Raw genomic sequence first — 25,507 nt, 5'->3', positions numbered from 1 at the left:
GCTGCGGAGTGCCATCAAGCCTCTGCAGCGCCGGCAGGAACGGAAACGGGCGCATGCCGCGGACCGGAGGCGACGGTCCACAGCACGCGCCCGTAATGGGCGGAGCCGGCGGTGCTCAGTCGGCCTGCTTGCGCAGGAAAGCCGGAATGTCGTACGTGCCCATGCCGTTGGCGCTCATCGCCTCGACCGTCGTGCGACGGTTGGTGCGAATGACCGCCGGAACGTCCAGGTTGGTCAGGTCGATGCCGCCGACCGAGGGACCGTAGGTGCCCGTGCCCTGCACGACCTGCATCACCGGCTGGCGCGCGGCGCGCGGCACGCCGAGGCCGGTCGCGACGACGGTCACGCGGACGCAGTCTTCCATCGACTCGTCGAACACCGTGCCGTACTTGACGAAGGCTTCGGGTGCGGCGAAGGCCTGGACGGTCTTCACGGCATCGCGCACTTCGGACATCTTCAGCGAGCGGCTGGCGGTGATGTTGATCAGCACGCAGCGCGCGCCGGACAATTCGGTGCCCTCGAGCAGCGGGCTCACGGCGGCCTGCTCGGCGGCGATGCGTGCGCGGTCCATGCCGGAGGCTTCGGCCGAACCCATCATCGCGCGGCCCATCTCGCCCATCGCGGTGCGCACGTCCTGGAAGTCGACGTTCACGAGGCCGGGCACGTTGATGATTTCGGCGATGCCGCCGACGGCGCTGCGCAGCACGTTGTCGGCCGAACGGAAGCAGTCCTCGAAGCCGGCGTCGTCGCCGTACACTTCGAGCAGCTTGTCGTTGAGGACGATGATCAGCGAGTCGACGTAGCGGGTCAGCTCTTCGACGCCGCTTTCCGCGACGCGCAGGCGGTTCTCGAAGTCGAAGGGCTTGGTCACGACCGCGACGGTCAGGATGCCCATCTCCTTGGCGATCTCGGCCACGACCGGCGCAGCGCCGGTGCCGGTGCCGCCACCCATGCCGCCGGTGATGAAGCACATGTGGGCGCCGTCGAGCGCCGCGGCGATCGCGTCGCGCGAATCCTGCGCCGCCGCACGGCCGGCTTCGGGCTTCGAGCCTGCGCCCAGACCCGAGTTGCCCAGCTGGATCTTGTTCGGGGCGAGGCAGCGATTGAGCGCCTGTGCATCGGTGTTGGCGACGATGAATTCGACGCCCTGCACCCCTTCCCGGATCATGTGATCGACGGCATTGCCGCCGGCGCCACCGACACCGATCACCTTGATGATCGTGCCGGTCTGCTCCTTCTCAACGATTTCAAACATTTGCCTCGCCTCCTGAAAAACAACCCCGATACGCACCGAGCTGCCGCCGAATCTACATCTAGTAATAAATCAAAAGTTTACAACTAAATAAGGGGGTCAGATCAACAACTCATTCAATTTGGCTGAAAAATTCCACGCCATTCCGTCAAAAATTCTTTTCGAACCACGCCTTCATGCGTCCGAACACCTGCTTCACGCTGCGGGTGTCGCGCGCCAGCATGCCGCGGCGACGCTGGGCGTGGCCTTCCATGACCAGGCCCATGGCCGTGGCATAGCGCGGGTGGCACACGACATCCGCCAAGCCGCCCGAGTACTGCGGCGCGCCCACGCGCACCGGCATGTGGAACACTTCCTCGCCGAGTTCGACCATGCCGAGCATCACCGACGAACCGCCGGTGAGGACGATTCCCGAGGAGAGCAGCTCTTCGTAGCCGCTGCGGCGCAGCTCGGCCTGCACGAGTTCGAACAATTCGGACACGCGCGGCTCGATCACGTCGGCAAGACGCTGGCGCGACAGCGGCCGCGGCGGGCGGTCGCCGACGCCGGGCACCTCGATCATTTCCTCGGGGTCGGCCAGCGTGTGCATCGCGACGCCGTGGCGGATCTTGATTTCCTCGGCTTCGGAGGTCGGCGTGCGCAGCGCCATCGCGATGTCGTTGGTGATCTGGTCGCCCGCGACCGGCAGCACCGCCGTGTGGCGGATTGCGCCGTGCGTGAAGACCGCGATGTCGGTCGTGCCGCCGCCGATATCGACGAGGCACACGCCCAGTTCCTTCTCGTCCTCGGTCAGCACCGCGTAGCTCGATGCGAGCGGCTGCAGGATCAGGTCCATGACCTCGAGTCCGCAACGACGCACGCACTTGATGACGTTCTGGGCCGCCGACACGGCGCCGGTGACGATATGCACCTTGACCTCGAGCTTGACGCCGCTCATGCCGATGGGCTCGCGCACCCCGCCCTGCCCGTCGATGATGAACTCCTGGGTGAGCGTGTGCAGGATCTGCTGCTCGGCGGGCACCGGCATTGCGCGGGCGACCTCGATCACGCGCTCAACGTCGAGCGGGGTGACTTCCTTGTCCTTGATCGCAACCATGCCGTTCGAGTTGAAACTCTTGATGTGGCTGCCCGCGATCCCGGTATAGACGTCGCGGATCTTGCAGTCGGCCATCAATTCGACTTCCTGGATCACGCGCGAGATCGCGTCGACCGTGGCCTCGATGTTCACGACCACGCCGCGCTTGAGACCGCTGGCCGGCTGCGTGCCGACACCGACGACGTTGATCCGCCCGTCGGGACGAACCTCCGCGACCATGCACGTGACCTTGGCGGTACCGATGTCCAGCCCGACGATCAGGTCCTTGTATTCCTTGCTCATTGCTTGCCTTTCGCTGCCTTGAAGTCCCCCACCGGGGTGAGGGCGAATCCGCTCGGGTAGCGGAGGTCCGCTACCGCCACCTGCACACCAACCTTTTCCCGCGCCTGCGGCCAGGCGCTCACGAAGCGCTCGAGGCGCTGGCCGATCGGCGCCTTCTCCTGGTCGCGTCCGAGCATGATCACCATGCCGTCGTCGAGCTTGAGCTGCCACGCCTCGCGCGCCGAAAGCGCGAGACCGACGAGCTTGTGGCCGAGCGGTTCCAGCATCGCGCCGAATTCGCGGTGTTTCGCCTGAATGTAGGCAGCCGACCCCTGCGGCCCCGAGAAGGACGGCAGTTCGGCATTGCTTGCCGCGACGAAGACTTCGCCCTGGCGATTCACCAGCTGCGAGTCGCCGCTGCCGGACACGGTCCAGTACGCCACGGCCTGATGTTCCTCGAGGCGCAGCTCCAGCACGTCGGGCCAGCGACGGCGGACTTCGGCGCGCCTGACCCAGGGCAGCTTCTCGAAGGTCTCGCGCACGGTCTCGAGGTCCACCGAGAAGAAATTGCCGTGGATCGCACTGCGGGCCACGTATTCGAGCTGCTCGGTGGTCACCTGCGCCGGAGGCGTCAGCACGACCACCTCGCGCAGCGGAAACAGCGGGCGCGACAGGAACCACGCGACGAAGGCGTAGCCGAACGCAACCGCCGCGAACAGCATCAGGATGTCCGAAAACAGGTTCAGCACGGCCGGCCGGTGCCACACACCCTCGCGCTCATGCACGCGACCGGGCATCCGGCTGGTGCCGGATAGCCCGCGTGCGGCAAGCGGAGAACGCAGGCGGAATTCAGCCAAGGCGGGCATCCTCCAGGATCGCGAGACACAGCTGGGTAAAGTCCATGCCCGCCACGCGCGCCGCCATCGGCACGAGGGAGTGGCCGGTCATGCCGGGACTGGTGTTCATTTCCAGCAGGTAGGGACGCCCGTCCTCGGTCAGGATCAGGTCGGCGCGGCCCCAGCCGCGGCAACCGAGCACGCGCGCGCTCTGCATGATCAGCGCCTGCAGGGCCTGCTCCTGCGCGGCGGGCAGCCCGCAGGGGCACAGGTAGCGCGTGTCGTCGGTGAAGTACTTGTTCTGGTAGTCGTAGTTGCCGCCGGGCGCTTCGATGCGGATCAGCGGCAGCGCCCGGTCATGCAGGAAGGGCGCGGTCAGTTCGGCACCGGAGATGAACTCCTCGGCAATCACGAGATCGTCGAAGCGCGCTGCGAGCTCCCATGCGGCCTTCAGCTGGGCGGGCTCGGTGACCTTGGTCGCCCCCATGCTGGACCCTTCATGCACCGGCTTGACGAAGATCGGCAGGCCGAGATCGGCGACGACCGCATCCCAGTCGGTGTCGGCATTCAGGATCGCATAGCGCGGGGTCGGCAAGCCGCATGCCGCCCACACCATCTTTGTGCGCCACTTGTCCATCGCCAGCGCCGACGCCATCACGCCGCTGCCCGTGTAGGGGATCTTCAGCAGTTCGAGCATGCCCTGCACGGTGCCGTCTTCGCCGCCACGGCCGTGCAGCGCGATGAAGGCGCGGTCGTACCCCTGTTCCTTGAGGATGTGCAGGTCGAACTCGGCAGGGTCGAAACCGTGTGCGTCGACACCCGCAGCGCGCAGGGCCTCGAGCACGGCGCCGCCCGACATCAGCGAGACGTCCCTTTCGGCCGATGTGCCACCCAGCAGCACCGCGACCTTGCCGAATTTCGCACGCATGGCCGGATCGACCACGGCCTTGTCCATCACTTCGCCGCTCACGCCACTTCCTCGTTGTTAGCCAGTTTTCCGGGCACGGCGCCGATCGAGCCCGCGCCCATCGTGATCACCACATCACCGTCGCGCGCAGCCGAGAGGACCGTCGCCGGCATATCGCCGATGTCTTCGACGAAGACCGGCTCGACCTTGCCCGACACGCGAATCGCACGCGCCAGCGAACGCCCGTCGGCAGCGACGACCGGCGCTTCGCCGGCGGCATACACTTCGGCCAGCAGCAGGGCGTCGACGGTGGACAAGACCTTGACGAAGTCCTCGAAACAGTCGCGCGTGCGCGTATAGCGGTGCGGCTGGAAGGCGAGGACGAGGCGGCGGCCGGGGAACGCGCCGCGCGCGGCGGCCAGCGTCGCAGCCATCTCGACCGGGTGGTGGCCGTAGTCGTCGATCAGCGTGAAGCTGCCGCGCTCGCTGCCATCCTCGCCGCGCAGCGGAATCTCGCCGTAACGCTGGAAGCGCCGCCCGACACCCTTGAACTCGGAGAGCGCCTTGATGATCGCTTCGTCCGGCACCTGCGCCTCGGTGGCCACGGCGATCGCGGCGAGTGCGTTGAGTACGTTGTGCAGGCCCGGCAGGTTCAGTTCGATCGGCAGACGGCTGATCGTGCCATTCACGCGAACAGCGTCGAACAGCATGCGGCCGCCTTCGGCACGGATGTTCTCGGCGCGGATGTTCGCGGACTCCGACAGGCCGTAGCGGACGATCTGCTTCGACACCAGCGGCATGATCGAACGCACGTGCGGGTCGTCCTCGCACAGCACCGCGACGCCATAGAACGGCAGGTGCTGGAGGAAATCGACGAAGGCCTGCTTGAGGCGGGCAAAGTCGTGCCCGTAGGTGTCCATGTGATCGGCGTCGATATTCGTGACGACCGAGATCACCGGGGTCAGCAGGAGGAAGGATGCGTCGGACTCGTCAGCCTCGGCGACGAGGAAATCGCCCTTGCCGAGACGCGCGTTCGCACCCGCCGCGTTGAGCTTGCCACCGATCACGAAGGTGGGGTCCAGCCCGCCCTCAGCAAGGATGCTCGCGACGAGCGAGGTCGTCGTGGTCTTGCCGTGGGTGCCCGCGATCGCGATGCCCTGCTTGAGGCGCATCAGCTCGGCGAGCATCTGGGCGCGCGGCACCACCGGGATGTGGCGCGCACGCGCGGCCGTCACTTCGGGGTTGTCGTTGCGCACTGCGGTAGAGATCACCACAGCATCGGCCTGGGCGACGTTCTCGGCAGCGTGGCCGGACACGACACGCGCGCCGAGTGCGCGCAGGCGGCGCGTCGCCGCGTTCTCGCCGAGATCCGAGCCGCTGACGGTGTAGCCGAGGTTGACCAGCACTTCGGCGATGCCGCTCATGCCGGCGCCGCCGATGCCGACGAAATGGATGCGTTTGACTTTGTGCTTCATTGCTTTCTCCCTGCCGCGAGGTCTTCGCAGACTTTCGCGACCGCCTCCGCGGCATGCGGCTTGGCCAGCGCGCGCGCCTTCGTCGCCATTTCGAGCAGACGCGTGCGATCGAGGCTCGCCAGGATGCCCGCCAGCCGCTCGGCGTTGAGTTCGGTTTGCGGGAGCAGGTATGCCGCTCCCTGATCGGCGAGGAACCGCGCGTTGCCCGTCTGGTGATCGTCCACCGCATGCGGGAAGGGCACCAGCAGACTCGCGGCGCCCGCAGCCGCCAGTTCTGCGACCGTCAGCGCACCCGCGCGGCAGATGACGAGATCGGCCTCGGCGTATTTCGTCGCCATGTCGTCGATGAAGGGCAGCAGCTCGCCCTCGACGCCCGCAGCGGCGTAGGCACTGCGCAGCGCGTCGATCTGCTTCGCGCCGGCCTGGTGCGTGACGTGCGGGCGCTCGGCCGGCTGCATGCGTGCGAGCGCCTGCGGCACCGTTTCGTTGAGCACCGCCGCACCCAGACTGCCGCCGACCACGAGCACCCTGAGCGCGCCGCTCCGGCCGGCAAAGCGCTCGGCGGGCGCCGCGAGCGCCGCAATGTCGGCACGCACGGGGTTGCCGACCCAGGCGGCCTTCTTCAGCACCTTCGGAAAGCCGGCGAGGACGCGGTCGGCGACGCCTGCGAGCACGCGGTTCGCGAGCCCGGCGACCGAGTTCTGTTCGTGCAGGACCAGCGCACGGCCGGTGAGGGCGGCCATCATGCCGCCCGGGAAGGTCACGTAGCCGCCCATGCCGAGCACGACGTCGGGCCGGATGCGCCCCAGCTCGCGCAGCGCCTGCCAGAATCCGCGCAACAGGTTCAGGGGCAGCAGCAGCTTGCGCACGATGCCCTTGCCGCGTAGCGCGGTGAAGCGCACCCAGGCGGTCTCGTAACCACGCTCGGGGACGATGCGCGCCTCCATGCCGTCGGGGTTGCCCATCCACACGATGCGCCAGCCGCGCGCGCGCAGGACTTCCGCCACGGCGATGCCGGGGAAGATGTGACCGCCCGTGCCACCAGCCATCACGAGGAGCGTCTTCATGAGCGCCCCCGCATCACTTGGCGGTTTTCCCAGTCGACACGCAGCAGGATCGCGAGCGCGATGCAGTTCGCGACGATGCCCGAGCCGCCGAAGCTCATCAGCGGGAGCGTGAGCCCCTTGGTCGGCAGGAGGCCCGTATTGACGCCCATGTTGATGAAGGACTGCACGCCGATCCACAGGCCGATACCCATCGCGACGAGGCCCGAGAAGTAGCGCTCGAGCTTGATCGCCTCGCGCCCGATCATCATCGCCCGATGCACGAGGATCGCGAACAATACGACGATGGTCAGCACGCCGACGAATCCGAGTTCCTCGGCGATCACCGCGAGCAGGAAGTCGGTATGCGCTTCGGGCAGGTAGAAGAGCTTTTCGACGCTTGCACCGAGGCCGACGCCGAACCACTCGCCGCGGCCGAATGCGATCAGTGCGTGCGACAGCTGGTAACCCTTGCCGAAGGCGTCCTGCCACGGGTCCATAAAGCCGAACAGGCGGTCGCGGCGGTAGGGCGAGAGCCACACCAGCAGCGCGAGGCCGATCACCGCGACGATCGCCAGCAGGACAAAGACGCGCACGTTGATGCCGCCGAGGAACAGCACCCCGAAGGCGATCGCGGCGACCACGACGAAGGCGCCGAAGTCGGGCTCGCGCAGCAGCAGGAAACCGACGAGGACGATGGTGATCGCCATCGGCAGGAAACCTCGGCGGAAGCTGCCCATGTCGGGGAGCTTGCGCACCGTGTAATCCGCGGCGTACAGCGCGGCGAAGAGCTTCATCAGCTCGGACGGCTGCAGATTGACGGGACCGAGCGGCAGCCAGCGCTGCGCACCGTTGACTTCCCGGCCGACGCCGGGGATCAGCACGATGACCAACAGTGCGAGGCCGGCGAGGAACAGCAGCGGCGCAAACTGCTGCCACTGGCGCATCGTCACCTGAAAGGCCATCAGGCCGCCGACCACGCCGATCGCGAGAAAAATCGCGTGGCGGATCACGAAGTAGTACTGCTGGTAGCCGGTGAACTTGCTGCCTTCGGCGATCGCGATGGACGAGGAATAGACCATCACGAGACCGATCAGCAGCAGCGCGGCCGCGGACCAGATCAGCAGCGGATCGAGGTCGCGGGCAGGCGTCTGCGGACGCATCAGGCGATTGACCGCGCGGCTGGTGTCCGAACCGATGCCGCCGGTGTTGCGCGAGGAGATCCAGCCGCTCAGTGCCGTCACGAATTTCATGTCGCGCTCACCCCCGGCTGACGGAGCACGGCCGCGATGAACACCTCGGCGCGATGGGCGTAGTTGCGGAACATGTCGAGGCTCGCGCAGGCGGGCGAGAGCAGCACGACATCGCCGGGTTGCGCGAGTGTCGCGGCGCGGGCAACGGCCGCCTCCATGTCGGCCGCACGCTCGGTCGGCACGCCCGAACCGGCCAGTGCGGCATCGATGAGCGCGGCGTCACGACCGATGAGCATCACGGCGCGGGCGTGGCGGGCAACGGCCTCGCGCAGCGGCGAAAAATCCTGCCCTTTGCCGTCACCGCCGGCGATCAGGACGACCTGCCGCCCCAGCCCTTCCAGCGCGGCCAGCGTCGCACCCACGTTGGTGCCTTTGGAGTCGTCGTAGAACACCACGCCGTCGGTACGCCGTGCAACGGGCTCGACCCGGTGCGGTAGCCCGCGGAAGGACTTCAGGCCCTCGATCAGCGCGGGATAGGGAAGATCGATCGCGCGGGCGAGCGCCAGTGCCGCCATGGCGTTCGCCGCATTATGTGCGCCGGCGATCGGGAGCTCGGTGATGCGCAGCAGGCGCTGTCCGCCGCATGCGAGCCATGCGGTGCCGTCCGCATCGGCGACGATGCCGTAATCTTCGGACCCGGTCGGGGCGTCCGTGCCGAAGGACACGACGCGCCGCCCGGTCTGCGCCATCGCCATCACGCGCAGGTCCTGGCGGTTGAGCACTTGCACGCCGTCGCCGTCGAAGATGCGCGCCTTGACGGCCGCATAGCTGCCGAGGTCGCCGTGACGGTCAAGGTGATCGTCCGTTACGTTCAGTACCGTCGCGCCTTCGGCGTTCAGGCCGGCGGTGGTTTCGAGCTGGAAGCTCGACAGCTCCAGCACCCAGCATTCGGGGAGCGCTGCGCCGCGATCGAGCCGCTCCATGAGCACCGTCAACGCGGCGGGGCTGATGTTGCCCGCGGCGACGGCGTCCAGTCCGGCCGCGCGGCACAGCGCCGCCGTCAGCGCGGTGGTCGTGGTCTTGCCGTTGGTGCCCGTGATTGCGAGGATCCGGGTGCGGGCGCGCTCCTGCTCCGTGAGCGCTTCGGCAAGCAGCGTCATCTCGCCGACGATCGCGATGCCGCGGCGACGCGCTTCGGCGAGCACCGGGGTGCGCGCGTCGATGCCCGGACTGAGGGCAATGCGCGCCACGCCGTCGAGGAGGCTGTCCGCAAAGTCGCCGAGGACGATCTCGGCTGCCGGCACGCTCGCCCTGAGTACGGACAGGCCCGGCGGCTCGCGGCGGCTGTCCGCCACGCGCACGCGCGCCCCCTGGCGTGCGCACCATTGCGCCATCGCCAGGCCGGACTCGCCGAGCCCGAGAACCAGTACGAGCTTGTCGGATGCGTCGCTCATCTCAGTTTCAGGGTCGAAAGGCCGAACAGCACGAGCATGATCGTGATGATCCAGAAGCGCACCACGACCTGGGTTTCCTTCCAGCCGCCCAGCTCGTAGTGGTGATGCAGGGGCGCCATGCGGAAGATGCGCTTGCCGCCGCTGTACTTGAAGTACAGCACCTGCGCCATCACCGACATGGTCTCGGCGACGAAGAGGCCGCCCATGATGAAGAGCACGATCTCCTGGCGCACGACGACCGCGACCGTGCCCAGCGCGGACCCCAGCGCGAGCGCACCGACGTCGCCCATGAAGACTTCCGCCGGGTAGGCGTTGAACCACAGGAAGCCGAGCCCCGCGCCGCACAGGGCGCCCAGGAACACGGCGAGTTCCCCCGCGCCGTTGATGTAGGGCACGCCGAGATACTTCGAGAAACCGGCATGGCCGGCCACGTAGGCGAAGATCGCGAGCGCGCCCGCGACCATCACCGTCGGCATGATCGCGAGGCCGTCGAGACCGTCGGTGAGGTTCACCGCGTGGCTCGTGCCGTTGATGACGAAATACGAAAGCGCGATGAAGCCGTAGATGCCCAGCGGGTACGACACGGCCTTGAAGAAGGGCACGATCAGTTCGGTCTGCGCCGGCTCGTGCGCCGTCAGCCCGAGGAACAGCGCCGCAGCCAGCGCGATCAGCGAGGTCCACAGGTACTTCCAGCGGCTCGGCAGGCCCTTCGGGTCGCGATGCACGACCTTGCGCCAATCATCGACCCAGCCGACCGCGCCGAAGCCCAGCGTGACGAGCAGCGTCACCCACACGTACTGGTTGCGCAGATCGCCCCACAGCAGCGTCGTGACCGCGATCGCGATGAGGATCAGCGCGCCGCCCATCGTGGGCGTGCCGGCCTTGGTGAGGTGCGACTTCGGGCCGTCGTCGCGCACGGCCTGGCCGATCTTCTTCGCTGCCAGCCAGCGGATCAGCGACGGGCCGAAGACGAAGGAAATGATCAGCGCCGTGAGCGCAGCAAGGACCGTGCGCAGCGTGATGTAGCCGAGCACGTTGAAGGTGCGGATATCCTGACCCAGCCAGAGGGCGAGTTCGAGCAACATGGACTAGTGAGACTCCTGTGAAGGGGCGCCATTGTGCACCGCCGCAAGCCCGTTCGCCACCCGCTCCATCCGCATGAAACGGGAGCCCTTCACCAGCACCACCGTGTTCGCATCGAGTCGCGGCGCCAAGGCGGCCACCAGGGCCTCGGCGGTGGCGAATTTCTGCCCGCCGTCGCCGAAGTTGTGCGCCGCAACCGCGCTCATTTCGCCCAAGGCGTAGAGTTCGTCCACGCCCTTGCTCTTGGCGTAGCCTCCGACCTCGTCGTGCAGTTGCGCGCTGGTCGTGCCGACTTCACCCATGTCTCCGAGCACCAGCACCGTATGCCCGGCCGTCGAGGCCAGCACGTCGATCGCGGCACGCACCGAGTCGGGATTCGCGTTGTACGTGTCGTCGATGACCTGCGCACCGTTCTGACCGGCACGTCGCTGCAGGCGGCCCGGCGCCCCGCTGAACCCGGAAAGCCCCTCGACGACCGCGGTCTGCGATGCGCCGGCGGCAAGGCATGCAGCTGCGGCGCCCGCCGCGTTGCGCACGTTGTGCTCGCCCGGCACCGGCAGATCGAACTCCACGCTTCCCTCGGAGGTGCTCAGCGTGAGACGGGCGCCGAGCCCGTGCAGATCGGCCTTCGCGCTCACGTCCGCTGCGTGGCCGGTGGCGAAAGTGACGACGGCGCGTCCCCGGTTCAGCTCCCGCCACAGCGTGCAATGGGGATCATCGGCATTCACGACGGCAATGCCGTCGTCGCCCAATCCACCGTAGATGGCCCCCTTCTCCCTCGCGATCTCGACCAGCGAACCCATGCCCTGCAGATGGGCACGCTGCGCGTTGGTGACGATCGCCACGGTCGGTCGGGCCAAGGCGGTCAGGTAGCCGATCTCGCCCGGGTGGTTCATTCCCATCTCGATCACCGCCGCACGATGGTGATCGCGCAGCTCGAGCAGGGTCAGCGGCAGACCGATGTCGTTGTTGAGATTGCCGGTGGTCGCAAGAACGCAGTCCGGGGCGTGCCCCTCATGTCGGGCCTGGGCGCGCATGATCGCGGCGCACATTTCCTTGACCGTGGTCTTGCCGTTGCTGCCGGTCACCCCGATCAGAGGGATGTCGAAGCGACTGCGCCAATGGGCCGCCAGTGCGCCGAGCGCACGACGGGTGTCGCTCACGACGAGGCGCGGAAACTCGATATCCTCGTGTTCGCGCTGCCAAGTCTCATCGACCAGCGCGGCAACGGCACCCGCCGCCACTGCCTGTTCGACGAAATCGTGACCATCGAAATGCTCGCCGCGCAGCGCGATGAACAACTGGCCGGGCCGGATGCGCCGGCTGTCGGTCCCGACGCACGAGAAGGTCGCCTCTCCGACCACGCGGAAACCGGCGAGTTGTCCCGCGTCCCTGAGGCTCAGCATGCATCGGCCCCCTTGGCTTGATTCCATTCACGCAACGCGATGTGCGCCTGCTCGACATCCGAAAAGGGCAAGCGCACGCCGAGGATCTCCTGATAGGGTTCATGCCCTTTGCCGGCGAGCACGATGACGTCGTCGGCTCCGGCCTCGGCGACGGCGATGCGGATCGCCTGCGCCCGGTCGATCACCCGCTCCGCCTGCGGACCCGCGCCCTGCATGATGGCGTCGATGATCTTCGCCGGGTCCTCGGAGCGCGGGTTGTCGCTGGTAACGATCACCCGATCGGCCCGCTCGCGCACGACCTCGCCCATCAGCGGGCGCTTGCCCGGATCGCGGTCGCCACCGCAACCGAACACGCACACGAGACGCCCGCCGCGCGTCGCGACGGTCGCACGCAGGGACTCGAGCACTTTCGCCAGCGCGTCCGGCGTATGCGCGTAATCGACGACGATCATCGGCTCGGCGACACCGCCCACAAGCTGCATGCGTCCCTGCGGCGGCGTCAGATGCGCGATCGCATGCACGATCTCGTCCAGCGGCAAACCGCGCGCGAGCAGTGCTCCGGCAACCGCGAGCAGGTTGGACACGTTGAACGGCGCGACCATGCGCACGTCGAGCTCGCGCCGCGCGCCTTCAAAAGCCATCGCGAAGCGCAGGCCCGACGCCGACATCCGGACATCCTGCGCACTCAGCAGGCGCACGCCATGCACGGGCGTCGCCGCGGCGGACTGCGTATAGCCGATCACCGGCAGCCCGGCGCCGGCGAGACGACGCGCCTGGTTCAGGCCGAAGGCGTCGTCCAGATTGATCACGGCGCAGCCCAGACCCGGCTGATCGAACAGCCGGGCCTTCGCGGCACCGTAGGCTTCCATCGTGCCGTGATAGTCGAGATGGTCGCGGGTCAGGTTCGTGAACACCGCGACATCGAAAGCGACCGCATTGACGCGCTCCTGGTCGAGCCCGATCGACGACACTTCCATCGTCGCCGCACTCCCGCCTGCAGAAAGGAAGTCGCGCAGGACGCGATGAACTTCGAGCGCATCCGGTGTCGTGTTCAGCGTATCGGCGAGCTGCCCCGGGAAGCCGTTGCCCAGCGTTCCGATCACACCGCATTTTTCGCCGAACCGGGCCAGGGCAGCGGCCAGCCACTGGGTGACGGTCGTCTTGCCGTTGGTGCCGGTCACCCCGACGACCCACTGCCTGTCGGACGGACATGCATGAATCAGGTGCGCGAGATAGCCCCCGAGGCGGCGCAGTTCGGCGACGGGAATTGCCGGAACCGGCAAGCCGTCCACGCGAAATCCGCCGCGGTCGTCCCACAATATGGCGGCAGCGCCGCGTTCGACGGCGGCGCCGATGAACTTGCGTCCATCCGAGGCCAGCCCGGGCCACGCGGCGAAAACATCGCCCGCGACTACGCGGCGCGAATCGGCCGTGATGCCGGTCGGCGCGACGCCGGCCTGTTGAAGGCGTTCGAGGATCGCGGATGCGAGTTCGCGGCTCACATGTTCTCCCGCGCTGGCACGACTGCCCCCTGCTTCTGTGCGAGTTGCAGCGGCACCAACGGAGCATCGGGCGCCACGCCGAGCGCACGCAGCGCTCCTTCGGTAATCTGGGCAAACACCGGCGCTGCAACTGCACCGCCGTAATACTGTCCCGCAGAGGGTTCGTCGATCATCACGGCAACGATAAGCCGTGGATCGGAGGCGGGGGCCAGCCCGACATAGGACGAAACATATTTGTTCGTGTAGTGCGCGCCTTCCAGCTTGATGGCCGTGCCGGTCTTGCCCGCGACGCGGTAGCCGGCAACCTGCGCCTTGGGCGCCGTGCCGCCGGGGCCGGACGCCAGTTCGAGCATGCCGCGCATCTCGCGCGCCGTCGCCGCCGAGAAGATGCGCTTGCCACCGACCGGCGGCGCGTCCAGACGCGTCAGCGACAAGGGCACCAGCTCGCCGTCGCGCGCGAACGCGAGATAGGCGTGCGCCATCTGGATCAGGCTCACCGAAACCCCGTGGCCGTAGGACATCGTTGCCTGTTCGATCGGCTTCCACGTCTTCGCAGGGCGCAGGCGGCCGCCCGCCTCGCCGGGAAAACCGAGATTGAGCGGCTTGCCGAAGCCGAGATCGTCGTACAGACGCCACATCTCGTCGGGCGAGAAATGCATCGCGACCTTGACGGTACCGATGTTGGACGACTTCTGGATCACCTGCGCCACGGTCAGCGCACCATTGCGGTGCGAATCGGAAATTGTCGCCCGCCCGATCGTCATCCGGCCCGGCGACGTATCGATGATCGTACCGGGCTGTACCTTCCCGCGGTCCAGCGCGAGGCCGACGATGAACGGCTTCATGATCGAGCCCGGCTCGTACACGTCGGTGAGTACGCGGTTGCGCAACTGGGCCCCGCTCAGGTTCGAGCGATTGTTCGGGTTGTAGGTCGGCGCATTGACCAGCGCGAGCACCTCGCCGGTGCGCGCATCGAGCACCACCGAAGCACCGGCCTTCGCCTTGTGCGTCTGCATCGCCTGGCGCAGGGCCGAATAGGCAAGGTACTGGATCTTGGCGTCGATCGACAGCGCGAGGTCCTGCCCGTCGCGCGGCGCACGGATGGCCTCGACGTCCTCGATGATCTGCCCGCGACGGTCGCGGATCACGCGCCGAGCACCCGCCTTGCCGGCGAGGGTGCCGTCGAAGGCGAGCTCCACGCCTTCCTGCCCCTTGTCGTCGACGCCGGTAAAACCCAGCACGTGAGCCATCACCTCGCCGCCGGGGTAGTAGCGACGATATTCCTGCTGCTGATGGACGCCGGCGAGCTTCAGGTCGGCGATCTGCTGTGCGGACTCGGGCGACACCTGGCGTTTCAGGTAGACGAAATCGCGGCCGGCGGCGAGGCGGCGATTGAGCTCCTGCACGTCCATTTCCAGCAGACCCGCAAGCTTGCGCGCGTCCGGCGGAGTGAGATTCACGTCGGTCGGAATCGCCCAGATCGAACGCACCGGAGTGCTCACCGCCAGCATGTCGCCGTGGCGGTCCGTTACACGGCCGCGCGTCGCCGGCACCTCGAGCACCCGCGCATAGCGCGACTCGCCCTTGGCCTGCAGGAATTCGTTGTTGACTCCCTGCAGGTACATCGCACGTCCGATCAGCGCCAGCGAGCACGCCATCAGGCCCAGCATCACCGCGCGCGGACGCCAGGCAGGCAGGCCGTGCCGCAGCAAGGGGTTGTGATTGAAGGTCACCGTCCGCTGTTTGCTCATTTGACCCCCTCGATCGAAAAGACCTGTCCCGGCACCGGCGCGCGCATCCCGATGCGCTCGCGGGCAATCTTCTCGACACGCGCATGCGCGGCCCAGGTGCTCTGTTCGAGCTGCAACTGGTCCCACTCCACTTCGAGGCCGTGAGCGCGCGTCTGCTCGCGCTCGAGTTCGGAGAACAGCTTGCGGGCCTGGTGCTGCGATGCGACCACGCCCAGCGCGCTCGCCACCGCCACCGCCACGAGGAAGGCGTCGGTGCGGATCATGCCGACACCTCCGTGCGCTCGGCCACGCGCATCACGGCACTGCGGGCACGCGGATTGGCCGCAACCTCCGCGTCGCCCGGACGGGCGGCCTTGCCGACCAGGGCCAGACGCGGCTGGGGCAGATCCGCGGCGCGTACGGGCAGACGCGACGGCAACTGCGGCGGACGCGATTCGTCGCGCATGAAACGCTTGACGATGCGGTCTTCGAGCGAGTGAAAGCTGATCACGACAAGCCGCCCGCCCGGCTTGAGCCGGGCGACGGTATCGGGCAGGATCAGCGACAGCTCTTCGAGTTCCTGATTGATGAAAATCCGTAGAGCCTGGAAACTGCGTGTCGCCGGGTGCTGCCCCGGCTCGCGTGTACGGACCGCTTTTTCCACGATCGCGGCAAGCTGTCGAGTGGTTGCAACAACCCCCCCTGTCCGAGCAGCTGCAATCGCCTTTGCAATCGCATGAGCAAACCGTTCTTCCCCATAATCCCTGAGCACCTCCGTGATTTGCGCGACAGACGCCTCTGCCAGCCATTGCGCCACGGTCTGCCCGCGGCTCGTGTCCATGCGCATGTCGAGCGGCGCATCGAAACGAAAACTCATGCCCCGCTCCGGCTCGTCGAGCTGCGGAGAGGACACGCCAAGATCGAGTAGCACGCCGTCGACCCGGCTGACGCCGAGGCCGTCGAGTTCGTCGGCAAACGAACTGAAAGGCGCATGCACGAGGGTAAGGCGGGGATCGGCGATTTCGCGACCGACCTCGATCGCCGACGGATCGCGATCGAAGGCGATGAGCCGCCCCTGCGGCCCGAGCGCCGCAAGAATCGCGCGGCTGTGTCCGCCGCGCCCGAAGGTGCCATCCACATAGACGCCGTCGGGCCGGATCGCCAGCGCAGCGACAGCTTCGGAAAGGAGCACGGTCACGTGCTTGGGCGATGGGCTCACAGCGCCAGGCTCTCGAATCCTGCCGGCAGGGCGGCACCGGACAGCGCCAGCATCGCCTCCTGCTGCTTCTGCCAGCCGGCATCCGACCACAATTCGAAGTGAGTCCCCTGCCCGACCAGCCACACCTGCTTGTCCAGCCCGGCCCACTGACGCGACGACGGCGCGATCAGCACACGCCCCGCGCCATCGAGTTCTTCTTCCTGGGCAAAACCGATCAGCAGACGCTTGAGCGCCGCGGCAGCGGGATCGAGGCCGGGCATCGCCGCGACCTGCGCGCGGATCGGCGCCCAGACTGCCTGCGGATAGACCAGCAGACACTTGTGGGGGTGGGCAGTGACGACCAGCGGCGCCCCGTCGGGAACGAGGGCGTCACGATGCCGCGCAGGGATCGCAACGCGACCCTTGGCATCGAGACTGAGCGCAGCGGCTCCCTGGAACATTTCCCCCCCTGATTCTGCCCGTCGAGGCGGCATGCATATGCCACCTGAACCCACTTTTCACCACCAGCCCCCACTTTAGAGTAAAGGAAATGGAGGGTCAAGCCGCGCGCGGGGAGTTTTCCGTTGCTACACAATGACTTATGAACAAGCAAAGCGCCGCCATAAACCCTGAAAAATCAAGGCAGATAGCGCAACTTCATGAGAAAAACGTAGAGATTCGGACGCCGGACGAGCCCGAAGTGGGGAAGCGTGGGAAAACGCACACGCAAGTGGGAAAAAAACAGCTCAGCGGGAGGAGGGAAGTTCGCCGATAAGCCGGGTTTTGTCGAACGGCCGCGACCTGAGCCGCAACCGCCGGGCAGTCATTCCTCTGGGGGCCGTGTTGCCACGGCGCTCTAGCAGCCTACCCGGGAGCAGCGCGAGCCACGCCATTGCTCCCCTATTTGGCCTTGCCCCGGATGGGGTTTACCGTGCCAGTCCTGTTGCCAGTCCTGCGGTGGGCTCTTACCCCGCCATTTCACCCTTACCTGTGCCTGAGAACAGGCCATCGGCGGTTTGTTTTCTGTTGCACTTTCCGTCGCCTCACGGCGCCCGGCCGTTAGCCGGCATCCTGCTCTGCGGGGCCCGGACTTTCCTCCACGCACACAAGGTGCGCAGCGACTGCCTGGCGAACTTCCCGCTGCGGATTATACGCTTCGCGCGTTCACTTGCCCGCGGGAATGAAGGTGGCGACGCCGTCCTTCAAGCGAAAGGTGCCGAGCGCAGGCCCCGGAGTCGAACCCGCGGCATTGTCCCAGTCCTGCACCTGGCACTTGTCGGTCCCGACGAGGTACCAGCGGCTGCCCTGGTGGAGCGCCCACAGGCGATCACCGGCCTCGAACACTTCCATCGGCGTCAGTTCGGTGCCGTCCGGATGAATCGGCACGCGCCGCTGGCAGTGCGGCAGGCGCGACGCGATGACCGCCTGATTGACCGTGCCCTGCCAGAAGTAGGGTTTCTCGCGCACCAGAATCAGGGCGTGCTGGCTGCCCTCGATCATGAAGGCGGTCGCACTGTTCTCGCACGCCGCGAGCATGGGCAGCATTGCCAGCGCGACAATCGCATTTGTCCGGGCATTCGGCATAGGGACTCCCGATCAGAGCAGCCGCCAGGCGATGGTTTCGCCGGCACGCAGGGGCACCAGCGGGTCGCCGGCAAGATAATCGTAGGCGGCCGGAACGTCCCACACCTGTTTCGTCAGCGTGATGCGCCCGGAATTGGGCGGCAGTCCATAGAACGCCGGACCATTGAGGCTCGCGAACGCCTCGAGCCTGTCCAGCGCCCCGGCCTGCTCGAAGGCCTCGGCATACAGCTCGATCCCGGCATGCGCCGTGTAGCAACCCGCACAGCCGCAGCCTGCCTCTTTCGTCGAGCGCGCGTGCGGCGCCGAATCGGTGCCGAGGAAGAACTTCGTATTGCCGGAGGTCGCCGCCTCGACCAGCGCACGCCGATGGGTCTCGCGCTTGAGCACGGGCAGGCAGTAATGATGCGGACGAATGCCGCCGGCGAAGATCGCGTTGCGGTTGAGCAGCAGATGGTGGGCGGTGATCGTCGCGCCGACGTTGTCGCCCGCCGCCTTCACGAACTGGGCGGCATCGGCGGTCGTGATGTGCTCGAAGACGACGCGCAGGCCGGGAAATTTCTGCGTCAGCGGGGCAAGCACGCGGTCGATGAACACCTGCTCGCGATCGAAGACGTCGACTTCACCCTGCGTCACTTCGCCGTGCACGCACAACACCATCCCGACACGCTCCATCCGCTCCAGCACCGGATAGACCTTCTCGATCGCCGTCACACCCGCATCCGAATTGGTCGTCGCGCCTGCCGGATAGAGCTTCACCGCCACCACCGCGCCGCTCGCCCTGGCACGATCGATCTCGTCCGGCGCCATGTTGTCGGTGAGGTAGAGGCTCATCAGCGGCTCGAACTCGATGCCGGCCGGCACCGCCGCGCGGATGCGGTCGCGGTATTCGAGAGCCAGCGCCGTCGTGGTCACGGGCGGCCGCAGATTGGGCATGATGAGCGCACGGCCGAAGCGCTGCGCGGTGTGCGGCACGACGGCCGCCAGCGCGGCGCCGTCGCGCACGTGCAGATGCCAGTCGTCGGGGCGGATAAGGGAAATTTTGTGCATGACGTTCCAGGATCGGGATGCGGGCGCCGTTGGTCGCGCCAATTATATATGCGGGTTCAGCTGCCCTTCAGTTCGAGCGCGCGCGCATACAGCAGCTTGCGCGACGCGCCGGTGATGTCGGCAGCGAGCCGCGCGGCGGTCTTGACCGGAAGCTCCTCGAGCAGCAGCGCAAGGGCACGTTCGGCATCCGCGCCGAGGCCTTCGACCGCAGGCGCAGCGGCCACGATCAGCACGAACTCCCCGCGGCAACGGTTCGCATCGGCCGCCAGCCACGCCGGTGCCTCACCCAACGGCATGCGGGCGATCTGCTCGTAGATCTTCGTGATTTCGCGCGCGATCACAATGTCGCGCGACGGCTCCAGCACTGCCGCGAGATCCGCGACACATTCGGCGATGCGGTGAGGCGATTCGTAGAACACCAGCGGCACCTCCTGCGCGCGCAACTCCTCGATCCGCGCCCGCCGCGCCGCCTGCTTGGCCGGGAGGAAGCCGACGAAGCGGAAACCGTCGTCCACGAATCCGGACGCGGACAGTGCCGCAATGGCCGCACAGGGACCGGGAACGGGCACCACCGGGAAGCCCGCCTCGCGCACGCGTGCAACCGCACGCGCACCGGGATCCGAGATGGCTGGGGTGCCGGCGTCGCTGATCAGCGCGACGTGCTGCCCCGCCTCCAGCATCCGGATTACCTGCCCGACGGCGGCCTGCTCGTTGTGCTCATGCAGCGGAAAGAGCCGGGTACGGATGCCCAGCGCATCGAGCAGACGCTGACTGTGGCGCGTATCCTCGGCGGCGATCGCGCCCACTTCCGCCAGCACGCCCTGCGCGCGCATGCTGACGTCCTGAAGATTCCCGAGCGGAGTCGCCACCACATATAATGATGGCGTACTTGAAAGCGGAGACGAGCTGTTCGACATGGACATCGGGGATCGCAGCAAGAGGGAAGGCATTGTCCGGCGGCCGGCGCCTCTCACGCAAGCGCGCGGCAAGGCCGGCGAGGAACTCGCCGAGCGAATCCTCGCGCGCCGCGGCCTCACCCCGCTCGCACGCAACGTGCGTTGCCGCGGCGGAGAAGTCGATCTCGTGTGCCTGGACCGCGGCACGGTGGTGTTCGTGGAAGTCCGTCTGCGCAGCAATCCGGGCTTCGGCGGCGCGGCGGCGAGCATCACCACGACGAAGCGCCGGCGCATCGTGCTTGCGGCGCGCTGGTGGCTCGCGGGCGCGGGCCGTCGCTACGCACAGAGCCCGTGCCGCTTCGACGCGGTACTGATGAGCGCACTCGACGAAGCTGCGGTGGAATGGCTGCGGGGAGCGTTCGACGCCGACGCATGGTAAGCGTCTGTAAGGGAACCCGCCGCTGCAGCACCCGGCACGGCACACTTGCGCCGCACGGCGGCCGCGGCGGGGCCGGCCTCCGCCTCGTGCTAGACTTTTGCCCCCGACAGAAGCGACCCGAGCCCCTCATGGACCTGATTCACCGCATCTCCCGACAATTCGAAGACAGCGCGCGCACCAAGCTCGACTCGCTGGAGGCGCTGGCCGCCCCGATCGCGGGGGCCGTGGAGATCATGACCGGCAGCCTGCTCAACAACGGCAAGATCCTCGCGTGCGGCAACGGCGGCTCGGCTGCCGATGCGCAACATTTCGCCGCCGAGCTGGTCAACCGCTTCGAGATGGAGCGTCCGCCGCTCGCTGCAGTGGCGCTGACGACCGATACTTCGACGCTGACCTCGATCGCCAACGATTACGACTACACCCAGGTATTTTCCAAGCAGGTGTGCGCGCTCGGGCAACCGGGCGACGTCCTGCTCGCGATCTCGACCAGCGGCAACTCTCCCAACGTCATCGCGGCGATCGAGGCCGCCCACGAACGCGAGATGCGCGTCATTGCGCTGACCGGCAAAGGCGGCGGCAGAATGGGGGAAATGCTCGGCGACGGCGACATCCACCTGTGCGTTCCCGCCGACCGCACGGCACGCATCCAGGAAGTTCATCTGCTCGTCCTGCACTGCCTGTGCGACGGCATCGATTGTCTGTTACTCGGAGTTGAAGACTAATGAACAACAAGACCCTTCAAGCCAGCCGGCGCACCCTGCTCCTCGGCCTGGGCGCAGCAGCGACGCTGCCGCTGCTGCAGGGCTGTTTCCCGCTCGTCGCGGGCGGGGTCGGAGCGGGCGCGGCCATGGTTGCCGACCGCCGCACCTCGGGCGCCTACGTCGAGGACGAAGGCATCGAATGGCGCACCTCGAGCGCACTGCGCGATCGCCTCGGCGACGCCGTGCATATCAACGTGACGTCCTTCAACCGCAACGTGCTGCTCACCGGAGAAGCCCCCTCCGAGGCGCACCGTGCCGAAGCGGAGCGCGTGGCCGGCGGCATCGCCAACGTCAAGGGCATCGTCAATGAGATCCAGGTCGCCGGCACCTCGTCGCTGACCTCGCGCGGCAACGACTCGCTGATCACGTCGAAGGTCAAGGCGCGCTTCGTCGATTCGGCGCAGTTCAGCGCCAACCATATCAAGGTCGTGACCGAGGCGGGAACCGTGTTCCTGCTCGGCATCGTGACGCGCCGCGAGGCGGACGCCGCGACCGAGGTGGCACGCCGCACGGACGGCGTGCGCAAGGTCGTGAGGGTGTTCGAGTACATCACCGACCAGCAGGCCCGCCAGCTCGAAGGCAAGAAGGACTAACGCCGGATCGTCGGCTGGAGCGGCTTCGGCGAAGCCGCTCTCGCACGTTTCGTCAACCCGCCTGGCGGGAACGCAAAGCGGCGAGCAGCTTGTCGTGCACGCCGCCGAAGCCGCCGTTGCTCATGACCAGCACGTGATCGCCGGGGCGGGCTTCGGTGACGACGGCCGCGACCATCTCGTCCAGCGAATCGAAGGTACCGGCCCGCCCGCCCAGCGGCGCGAGCGCTTCGCCCGCATTCCAGCCCAGATTGTTCGCGTAGCAGTAAACGCGGTCGGCCAGGGCCAGACTGTCGGGCAAGCGACTCTTCATCACCCCCAGCTTCATCGTGTTCGAGCGCGGCTCTAGCACCGCAAGGATGCGCCCCTGCGCTTCGCGTTTGCGCAGCCCTTCGACCGTCAGCGCGATCGCCGTCGGATGGTGGGCGAAATCGTCATAGACGGTGATCCCGTCTACGCGGCCGCGCACCTCCATGCGACGCTTGATCCCCTGGAAACGCGCGAGGCTCGCGATGGCCTGCGCCGGCGTCACGCCGACATGGCGGGCCGCGGCGATGGCCGCCAGTGCATTGCTGCGATTGTGACTGCCCGACATCGGCATCGCGATGCGCCCCAACTCCTCGCCGCGCAGCCTGAACACGGCCTCGCCCTCGCCCTTACCCTCCTCCGCCCCCGGCTCGACCGACCACTGCGCGGCGTCGCCGAACCACTCCAACTCGGACCAGCAGCCGCGCGCGAGCACGCGCTTCAGGCTCTCTTCGCCGCCATTCGCGACGATGCGGCCGGATGCCGGAATCGTCCGCACGAGGTGATGGAACTGCGTCTCGATCGCCGCGAGGTCGGCAAAGATGTCGGCGTGGTCGAACTCGAGATTGTTGAGAATGGCCGTGCGCGGACGGTAATGCACGAACTTCGAACGCTTGTCGCAGAATGCCGTGTCGTACTCGTCCGCCTCGATGACGAAAAAGGGCGAATCGGTGAGGCGCGCCGACACGCCGAAGTTGCCCGGCACGCCGCCGACGAGGAAGCCGGGATTGAGCCCTGCATCGTCCAGAATCCACGCGAGCATGGAGGTCGTCGTGGTCTTGCCGTGCGTGCCCGCGACAGCCAGCACCCAGCGCCCCTGCAGGACGTGCTCGGCCAGCCACTGCGGACCGGACACATAGGGGAGTCCGCGTTCGAGGATCGCCTCCAGCAGCGGATTGCCGCGCGAGATGGCATTGCCGACGACGAACATGTCGGGCGCAAGGTCGACCTGCGAGGCATCGTAGCCTTCCGTCAGGCCGATGCCCTGCGCTTCGAGCTGGGTGCTCATCGGCGGATAGACGTTCGCGTCGCAGCCGGTCACCTTGTGCCCGGCCGAACGGGCGAGCAGCGCCACGCCGCCCATGAAGGTGCCGCAGATTCCAAGGATGTGGATGTGCATCGAAACTCCGGGACTTACGGACCGCTGCAATGTGCCTGAAACCGGTCCGTGTAGAATGGTGCGCATTCTACACGGACCCTCAGCCGGACTCGCGACCATGACTTTCCGCGCGCCCCCATCCCGCTCCGCAACCCTGAGGCGTGAAATCGCCGCGGCAGCGGCCCGCATGATGGCCGAAGACGGTATCAGCGATTTCGGCTTCGCCAAGCGCAAGGCCGCCCGCCAACTCGGCGCTTCGGACACCGACTCCCTGCCCAACAACGCCGAGATCGAAGCCGAGCTGCGCGCCTGGCAGTCGCTGTACCAGGACGAGGAGCAGGCCGAACGCGTACTCGAGATGCGTCGCGCCGCTGTCGGCGTGATGCGCCTGCTCGACGAGTTTCGCCCCTACCTTACCGGCGGCGCCCTCGACGGCACCGCGGGTCGCTACACCGAGGTCGATATCGAACTCTTCCCGGAAAGCGCCAAGGAGGTCGAGATCTTCTTCCTCAACCAGGACATCGCCTACGAACACCGCGAACCGCGCCGCCCCGCGCCGCACGCGCCGGAAGCCATACTGAGCTTCGACTGGGAACAGGTTCCGATCCGCCTGTCGATCTATCCGGCCGACTCCGAACGCTCCAACCGCCGGCATGCGGAAAGGGCGCGCCTGCCGGCGGTCGAGGCGCTGCTCGCCCAGGGCCGCAGCGAACCCGAACCCGTGCGCTGAAACCGCCCGCACCATGAAACCGCTCGTCCGCAACGCCTTGATCCTCGCCGTCGCCGCAGCCGCAGGCTTCGCCGGTTATCTCGCCCAGCGCAACTCTTCGCCTCCGCGCCCTGCCGCGGCACAGGTCGCCCGCGACGCGGGCGCACCGATCCTCGCCCTGAACCTGCCCGACAGTGACGGCCAGCCGCAGACCCTCTCGCAGTGGCAAGGAAAAGTGCTGGTGGTCAATTTCTGGGCGACATGGTGCCCGCCCTGCCTGCGCGAGATTCCCGAATTCGCTGCCGTGAGCCGGCGCTTCGCCGATGCACCGGTGCAATTCGTCGGCATCGGCATCGACCAGCCCGACAACGTGCACAGATTCGCCGAGGAAAACAAGGTTCCCTACCCGCTGCTGATCGCCCCGCTGCAGACCCTGGCCGTGACGAGCGCGCTCGGAAACACGTCCCAGGCGCTCCCATTCACCGCGATCTTCGACCGACGCGGCGAACTGGATTTCGTGAAGCTGGGCACCTTGAATGAAGCGGAACTTGAGGGCAAAATTCGCGCACTTCTCGCTTCGCGCTGACGTGCCCGGAACGCTTTCACTGGACAAAGTGCGGCGATCTGCGGCAAACTTGCCGTTATGACGCGCTCAAAACGCAGCAAAACCACCGAGGCCCCACCGCCTCCGCAGACCCGCATCCTGGTTCTGCACGGCCCCAACCTCAACCTCCTCGGTACTCGCGAACCCGATGTTTATGGTCGCACCACGCTGGCCGACATCCATTCCGCAATGGATGCGCGTGCCCGTGCCGCCGGGGTCATCGTCGAGTCCTTCCAGAGCAATCACGAAGGGCAGCTCATCGACCGCATCCAGGCTGCAGCCGTGGAAGCGATCGACTACATCATCATCAACCCGGCCGGCTACAGCCACACGAGCGTCGCCCTGCGCGACGCGCTGGCCGCGGTGGCGATTCCCTACGTGGAAGTACATTTGTCCAACATCCACGCACGGGAATCGTTCCGCCATCACTCCTATTTTTCCGATCGCGCCATCGGCGTGATCTGCGGACTGGGCGCATACGGCTACATGGCCGCACTCGAATTCGCCCTGACGCAACTGCGGAAAAGCTAGACACGAAACCCCTCTGGCGGCGCCCCGGATGCGCCGCATTGTCCGGAGAACAGCATGGATCTGCGCAAGCTGAAGAAACTGATCGACCTCGTCCAGGAATCGGGCATTTCCGAACTGGAGGTCACCGAGGGCGAAGAGAAGGTACGCATCGCCAAGCACATCGCCGCCCCCACGGCACCGGCCTATCTGGCAGCCGCGCCCATGGCCGCCCCCGCTGCAGCGCCCGCCACCAATGTGGTCGTCGCGCCGGCGGCTGATGCACTGCCCGACGGCAACGTCGTCAAATCGCCGATGGTCGGCACCTTCTACCGCGCGACCGCGCCGGGCGCGAAGCCGCTGATCGACGTCGGCCAGAGCGTCGCCGTGGGCGACCGTCTGTGCATCATCGAAGCGATGAAGCTCATGAACGAGATCGAGTCGGAGTTCACCGGCACGGTCAAGGCGATCCTGGTCGAGAACGGCCAGCCGGTCGAGTACGGCCAGCCGCTGTTCGTCATTGCCTGAT

The 25,507-nt window shown here is 67.1% G+C and carries 26 protein-coding genes and 1 other RNA gene; 7 read left to right on the top strand and 20 right to left on the bottom strand.

Annotation, left to right across the window (positions count from 1 at the left end):
• Nucleotides 1-115: 115 nt before the first annotated feature.
• From ftsZ to rsmI, 19 genes are all read right to left on the bottom strand, one after another.
• Nucleotides 116-1,255 carry a cell division protein FtsZ gene (gene ftsZ / locus BW991_RS10675; protein ID WP_076602098.1) on the bottom strand — a complete coding sequence of 380 codons (1,140 nt, stop codon included), beginning with the start codon at nucleotides 1,253-1,255 and terminating at the stop codon, nucleotides 116-118.
• Nucleotides 1,256-1,400: 145 nt separating this feature from the next.
• A complete protein-coding gene (gene ftsA, locus BW991_RS10670; RefSeq protein WP_076602097.1) occupies nucleotides 1,401-2,630 on the bottom strand; it encodes a cell division protein FtsA in 1,230 nt (409 codons plus the stop codon).
• Nucleotides 2,627-3,475, bottom strand: a complete 849-nt coding sequence (locus BW991_RS10665; protein ID WP_088179595.1) for a cell division protein FtsQ/DivIB — start codon at nucleotides 3,473-3,475, stop codon at nucleotides 2,627-2,629. The genes ftsA and BW991_RS10665 overlap by 4 nt, the downstream gene beginning before the upstream one ends.
• Entirely contained in the window at nucleotides 3,459-4,373 is a 915-nt protein-coding gene (locus tag BW991_RS10660; RefSeq protein ID WP_076602281.1) for a D-alanine--D-alanine ligase, read from the bottom strand. Before BW991_RS10660 ends, BW991_RS10665 begins: the two co-directional genes overlap by 17 nt.
• 38 nt (nucleotides 4,374-4,411) lie before the next feature.
• Nucleotides 4,412-5,827 (bottom strand): UDP-N-acetylmuramate--L-alanine ligase, encoded by a 1,416-nt coding sequence (gene murC, locus BW991_RS10655; RefSeq protein ID WP_076602095.1) that lies wholly within the window; start codon nucleotides 5,825-5,827, stop codon nucleotides 4,412-4,414.
• On the bottom strand, nucleotides 5,824-6,894 hold the full coding sequence (murG, locus tag BW991_RS10650; RefSeq protein WP_076602094.1) for an undecaprenyldiphospho-muramoylpentapeptide beta-N-acetylglucosaminyltransferase: 1,071 nt from the start codon (nucleotides 6,892-6,894) through the stop codon (nucleotides 5,824-5,826). The genes murC and murG overlap by 4 nt, the downstream gene beginning before the upstream one ends.
• Nucleotides 6,891-8,123 carry a putative lipid II flippase FtsW gene (ftsW, locus tag BW991_RS10645; protein ID WP_076602093.1) on the bottom strand — a complete coding sequence of 411 codons (1,233 nt, stop codon included), beginning with the start codon at nucleotides 8,121-8,123 and terminating at the stop codon, nucleotides 6,891-6,893. The genes murG and ftsW overlap by 4 nt, the downstream gene beginning before the upstream one ends.
• The gene (gene murD, locus BW991_RS10640) at nucleotides 8,120-9,517 is read right to left on the bottom strand and encodes a UDP-N-acetylmuramoyl-L-alanine--D-glutamate ligase (protein ID WP_076602092.1); all 1,398 of its coding nucleotides are present in this window, start codon (nucleotides 9,515-9,517) and stop codon (nucleotides 8,120-8,122) included. The genes ftsW and murD overlap by 4 nt, the downstream gene beginning before the upstream one ends.
• Nucleotides 9,514-10,602 (bottom strand): phospho-N-acetylmuramoyl-pentapeptide-transferase, encoded by a 1,089-nt coding sequence (mraY, locus tag BW991_RS10635; protein WP_076602091.1) that lies wholly within the window; start codon nucleotides 10,600-10,602, stop codon nucleotides 9,514-9,516. Before mraY ends, murD begins: the two co-directional genes overlap by 4 nt.
• Before the next feature lie 3 nt (nucleotides 10,603-10,605).
• Entirely contained in the window at nucleotides 10,606-12,006 is a 1,401-nt protein-coding gene (locus BW991_RS10630; protein ID WP_076602090.1) for a UDP-N-acetylmuramoyl-tripeptide--D-alanyl-D-alanine ligase, read from the bottom strand.
• Nucleotides 12,000-13,508, bottom strand: coding sequence for a UDP-N-acetylmuramoyl-L-alanyl-D-glutamate--2,6-diaminopimelate ligase (locus tag BW991_RS10625; protein ID WP_076602089.1), 1,509 nt, complete (start codon nucleotides 13,506-13,508; stop codon nucleotides 12,000-12,002). The genes BW991_RS10630 and BW991_RS10625 overlap by 7 nt, the downstream gene beginning before the upstream one ends.
• Nucleotides 13,505-15,259: a peptidoglycan D,D-transpeptidase FtsI family protein gene (locus tag BW991_RS10620; RefSeq protein ID WP_076602088.1), complete on the bottom strand. Its 1,755-nt coding sequence runs from the start codon at nucleotides 15,257-15,259 to the stop codon at nucleotides 13,505-13,507. The genes BW991_RS10625 and BW991_RS10620 overlap by 4 nt, the downstream gene beginning before the upstream one ends.
• Nucleotides 15,256-15,522: a cell division protein FtsL gene (gene ftsL / locus BW991_RS10615; protein WP_076602087.1), complete on the bottom strand. Its 267-nt coding sequence runs from the start codon at nucleotides 15,520-15,522 to the stop codon at nucleotides 15,256-15,258. The genes BW991_RS10620 and ftsL overlap by 4 nt, the downstream gene beginning before the upstream one ends.
• Nucleotides 15,519-16,457 (bottom strand): 16S rRNA (cytosine(1402)-N(4))-methyltransferase RsmH, encoded by a 939-nt coding sequence (gene rsmH / locus BW991_RS10610; protein WP_076602086.1) that lies wholly within the window; start codon nucleotides 16,455-16,457, stop codon nucleotides 15,519-15,521. Before rsmH ends, ftsL begins: the two co-directional genes overlap by 4 nt.
• Entirely contained in the window at nucleotides 16,454-16,897 is a 444-nt protein-coding gene (mraZ, locus tag BW991_RS10605) for a division/cell wall cluster transcriptional repressor MraZ (protein WP_076602085.1), read from the bottom strand. Before mraZ ends, rsmH begins: the two co-directional genes overlap by 4 nt.
• Nucleotides 16,898-17,192: 295 nt before the next feature.
• Nucleotides 17,193-17,573: RNase P RNA component class A (gene rnpB, locus BW991_RS10600), an RNA gene on the bottom strand.
• A gap of 27 nt (nucleotides 17,574-17,600) precedes the next feature.
• Complete coding sequence (locus BW991_RS10595) at nucleotides 17,601-17,981, bottom strand: hypothetical protein (protein WP_244551665.1); 381 nt, start codon at nucleotides 17,979-17,981, stop codon at nucleotides 17,601-17,603.
• Nucleotides 17,982-18,032: 51 nt separating this feature from the next.
• Entirely contained in the window at nucleotides 18,033-19,067 is a 1,035-nt protein-coding gene (gene pyrC / locus BW991_RS10590) for a dihydroorotase (protein WP_076602083.1), read from the bottom strand.
• Nucleotides 19,068-19,123: 56 nt separating this feature from the next.
• Nucleotides 19,124-19,984 carry a 16S rRNA (cytidine(1402)-2'-O)-methyltransferase gene (gene rsmI, locus BW991_RS10585; protein WP_088179594.1) on the bottom strand — a complete coding sequence of 287 codons (861 nt, stop codon included), beginning with the start codon at nucleotides 19,982-19,984 and terminating at the stop codon, nucleotides 19,124-19,126.
• On the opposite strand from rsmI, the gene BW991_RS10580 reads away from it, so the two are divergent.
• From BW991_RS10580 to BW991_RS10570, 3 genes are all read left to right on the top strand, one after another.
• Entirely contained in the window at nucleotides 19,983-20,402 is a 420-nt protein-coding gene (locus BW991_RS10580; protein WP_076602280.1) for a YraN family protein, read from the top strand. The two genes, rsmI and BW991_RS10580, sit on opposite strands and share 2 nt — an antisense overlap.
• Nucleotides 20,403-20,530: 128 nt before the next feature.
• Nucleotides 20,531-21,124 carry a phosphoheptose isomerase gene (locus tag BW991_RS10575; protein WP_076602081.1) on the top strand — a complete coding sequence of 198 codons (594 nt, stop codon included), beginning with the start codon at nucleotides 20,531-20,533 and terminating at the stop codon, nucleotides 21,122-21,124.
• A complete protein-coding gene (locus tag BW991_RS10570; RefSeq protein ID WP_076602080.1) occupies nucleotides 21,124-21,756 on the top strand; it encodes a BON domain-containing protein in 633 nt (210 codons plus the stop codon). Before BW991_RS10575 ends, BW991_RS10570 begins: the two co-directional genes overlap by 1 nt.
• A gap of 52 nt (nucleotides 21,757-21,808) precedes the next feature.
• Here the strand turns inward: BW991_RS10570 and mpl are convergent, their stop codons facing one another.
• Entirely contained in the window at nucleotides 21,809-23,179 is a 1,371-nt protein-coding gene (mpl, locus tag BW991_RS10565) for a UDP-N-acetylmuramate:L-alanyl-gamma-D-glutamyl-meso-diaminopimelate ligase (protein ID WP_076602079.1), read from the bottom strand.
• Nucleotides 23,180-23,345: 166 nt separating this feature from the next.
• Between mpl and BW991_RS10560 the strand changes: the two genes are divergently transcribed.
• From BW991_RS10560 to accB, 4 genes are read left to right on the top strand one after another with little or no spacing between them, the layout of a single operon-like run.
• Nucleotides 23,346-23,888 (top strand): hypothetical protein, encoded by a 543-nt coding sequence (locus BW991_RS10560; protein WP_170879085.1) that lies wholly within the window; start codon nucleotides 23,346-23,348, stop codon nucleotides 23,886-23,888.
• 13 nt (nucleotides 23,889-23,901) lie between these two features.
• Nucleotides 23,902-24,453: a TlpA family protein disulfide reductase gene (locus BW991_RS10555; RefSeq protein ID WP_076602077.1), complete on the top strand. Its 552-nt coding sequence runs from the start codon at nucleotides 23,902-23,904 to the stop codon at nucleotides 24,451-24,453.
• A 57-nt stretch (nucleotides 24,454-24,510) separates the two neighbouring features.
• On the top strand, nucleotides 24,511-25,002 hold the full coding sequence (gene aroQ / locus BW991_RS10550) for a type II 3-dehydroquinate dehydratase (RefSeq protein WP_076602076.1): 492 nt from the start codon (nucleotides 24,511-24,513) through the stop codon (nucleotides 25,000-25,002).
• 54 nt (nucleotides 25,003-25,056) lie between these two features.
• The gene (accB, locus tag BW991_RS10545) at nucleotides 25,057-25,506 is read left to right on the top strand and encodes an acetyl-CoA carboxylase biotin carboxyl carrier protein (RefSeq protein WP_076602075.1); all 450 of its coding nucleotides are present in this window, start codon (nucleotides 25,057-25,059) and stop codon (nucleotides 25,504-25,506) included.
• Nucleotide 25,507 lies beyond the last annotated feature (1 nt).

This window comes from Aromatoleum tolulyticum (assembly GCF_900156155.1).
Taxonomy (GTDB): Bacteria; Pseudomonadota; Gammaproteobacteria; order Burkholderiales; family Rhodocyclaceae; genus Aromatoleum; species Aromatoleum tolulyticum.
The sequence above is the reverse complement of the archived record's forward strand: the minus strand, read 5'-3'. Positions and strand labels throughout refer to the sequence as shown.

Excerpts from the sequence above, each read along its gene's own strand:
- ftsW (WP_076602093.1), bottom strand. The coding sequence starts at position 8,123 with ATGAAATTCGTGACGGCACTGAGCGGCTGGATCTCCTCGCGCAACACC.
- mpl (WP_076602079.1), bottom strand. The coding sequence starts at position 23,179 with ATGCACATCCACATCCTTGGAATCTGCGGCACCTTCATGGGCGGCGTG.
- pyrC (WP_076602083.1), bottom strand. The coding sequence starts at position 19,067 with ATGCACAAAATTTCCCTTATCCGCCCCGACGACTGGCATCTGCACGTG.
- ftsZ (WP_076602098.1), bottom strand. The coding sequence starts at position 1,255 with ATGTTTGAAATCGTTGAGAAGGAGCAGACCGGCACGATCATCAAGGTG.
- BW991_RS10620 (WP_076602088.1), bottom strand. The coding sequence starts at position 15,259 with ATGAGCAAACAGCGGACGGTGACCTTCAATCACAACCCCTTGCTGCGG.
- BW991_RS10580 (WP_076602280.1), top strand. The coding sequence starts at position 19,983 with ATGGACATCGGGGATCGCAGCAAGAGGGAAGGCATTGTCCGGCGGCCG.
- BW991_RS10665 (WP_088179595.1), bottom strand. The coding sequence starts at position 3,475 with ATGCCCGCCTTGGCTGAATTCCGCCTGCGTTCTCCGCTTGCCGCACGC.
- BW991_RS10570 (WP_076602080.1), top strand. The coding sequence starts at position 21,124 with ATGAACAACAAGACCCTTCAAGCCAGCCGGCGCACCCTGCTCCTCGGC.
- aroQ (WP_076602076.1), top strand. The coding sequence starts at position 24,511 with ATGACGCGCTCAAAACGCAGCAAAACCACCGAGGCCCCACCGCCTCCG.
- BW991_RS10555 (WP_076602077.1), top strand. The coding sequence starts at position 23,902 with ATGAAACCGCTCGTCCGCAACGCCTTGATCCTCGCCGTCGCCGCAGCC.
- ftsL (WP_076602087.1), bottom strand. The coding sequence starts at position 15,522 with ATGATCCGCACCGACGCCTTCCTCGTGGCGGTGGCGGTGGCGAGCGCG.
- rsmI (WP_088179594.1), bottom strand. The coding sequence starts at position 19,984 with ATGTCGAACAGCTCGTCTCCGCTTTCAAGTACGCCATCATTATATGTG.
- murC (WP_076602095.1), bottom strand. The coding sequence starts at position 5,827 with ATGAAGCACAAAGTCAAACGCATCCATTTCGTCGGCATCGGCGGCGCC.
- mraZ (WP_076602085.1), bottom strand. The coding sequence starts at position 16,897 with ATGTTCCAGGGAGCCGCTGCGCTCAGTCTCGATGCCAAGGGTCGCGTT.
- BW991_RS10595 (WP_244551665.1), bottom strand. The coding sequence starts at position 17,981 with ATGCTGCCCATGCTCGCGGCGTGCGAGAACAGTGCGACCGCCTTCATG.
- accB (WP_076602075.1), top strand. The coding sequence starts at position 25,057 with ATGGATCTGCGCAAGCTGAAGAAACTGATCGACCTCGTCCAGGAATCG.
- mraY (WP_076602091.1), bottom strand. The coding sequence starts at position 10,602 with ATGTTGCTCGAACTCGCCCTCTGGCTGGGTCAGGATATCCGCACCTTC.
- ftsA (WP_076602097.1), bottom strand. The coding sequence starts at position 2,630 with ATGAGCAAGGAATACAAGGACCTGATCGTCGGGCTGGACATCGGTACC.
- BW991_RS10630 (WP_076602090.1), bottom strand. The coding sequence starts at position 12,006 with ATGCTGAGCCTCAGGGACGCGGGACAACTCGCCGGTTTCCGCGTGGTC.
- murD (WP_076602092.1), bottom strand. The coding sequence starts at position 9,517 with ATGAGCGACGCATCCGACAAGCTCGTACTGGTTCTCGGGCTCGGCGAG.
- BW991_RS10575 (WP_076602081.1), top strand. The coding sequence starts at position 20,531 with ATGGACCTGATTCACCGCATCTCCCGACAATTCGAAGACAGCGCGCGC.
- BW991_RS10560 (WP_170879085.1), top strand. The coding sequence starts at position 23,346 with ATGATGGCCGAAGACGGTATCAGCGATTTCGGCTTCGCCAAGCGCAAG.
- murG (WP_076602094.1), bottom strand. The coding sequence starts at position 6,894 with ATGAAGACGCTCCTCGTGATGGCTGGTGGCACGGGCGGTCACATCTTC.
- BW991_RS10660 (WP_076602281.1), bottom strand. The coding sequence starts at position 4,373 with ATGCGTGCGAAATTCGGCAAGGTCGCGGTGCTGCTGGGTGGCACATCG.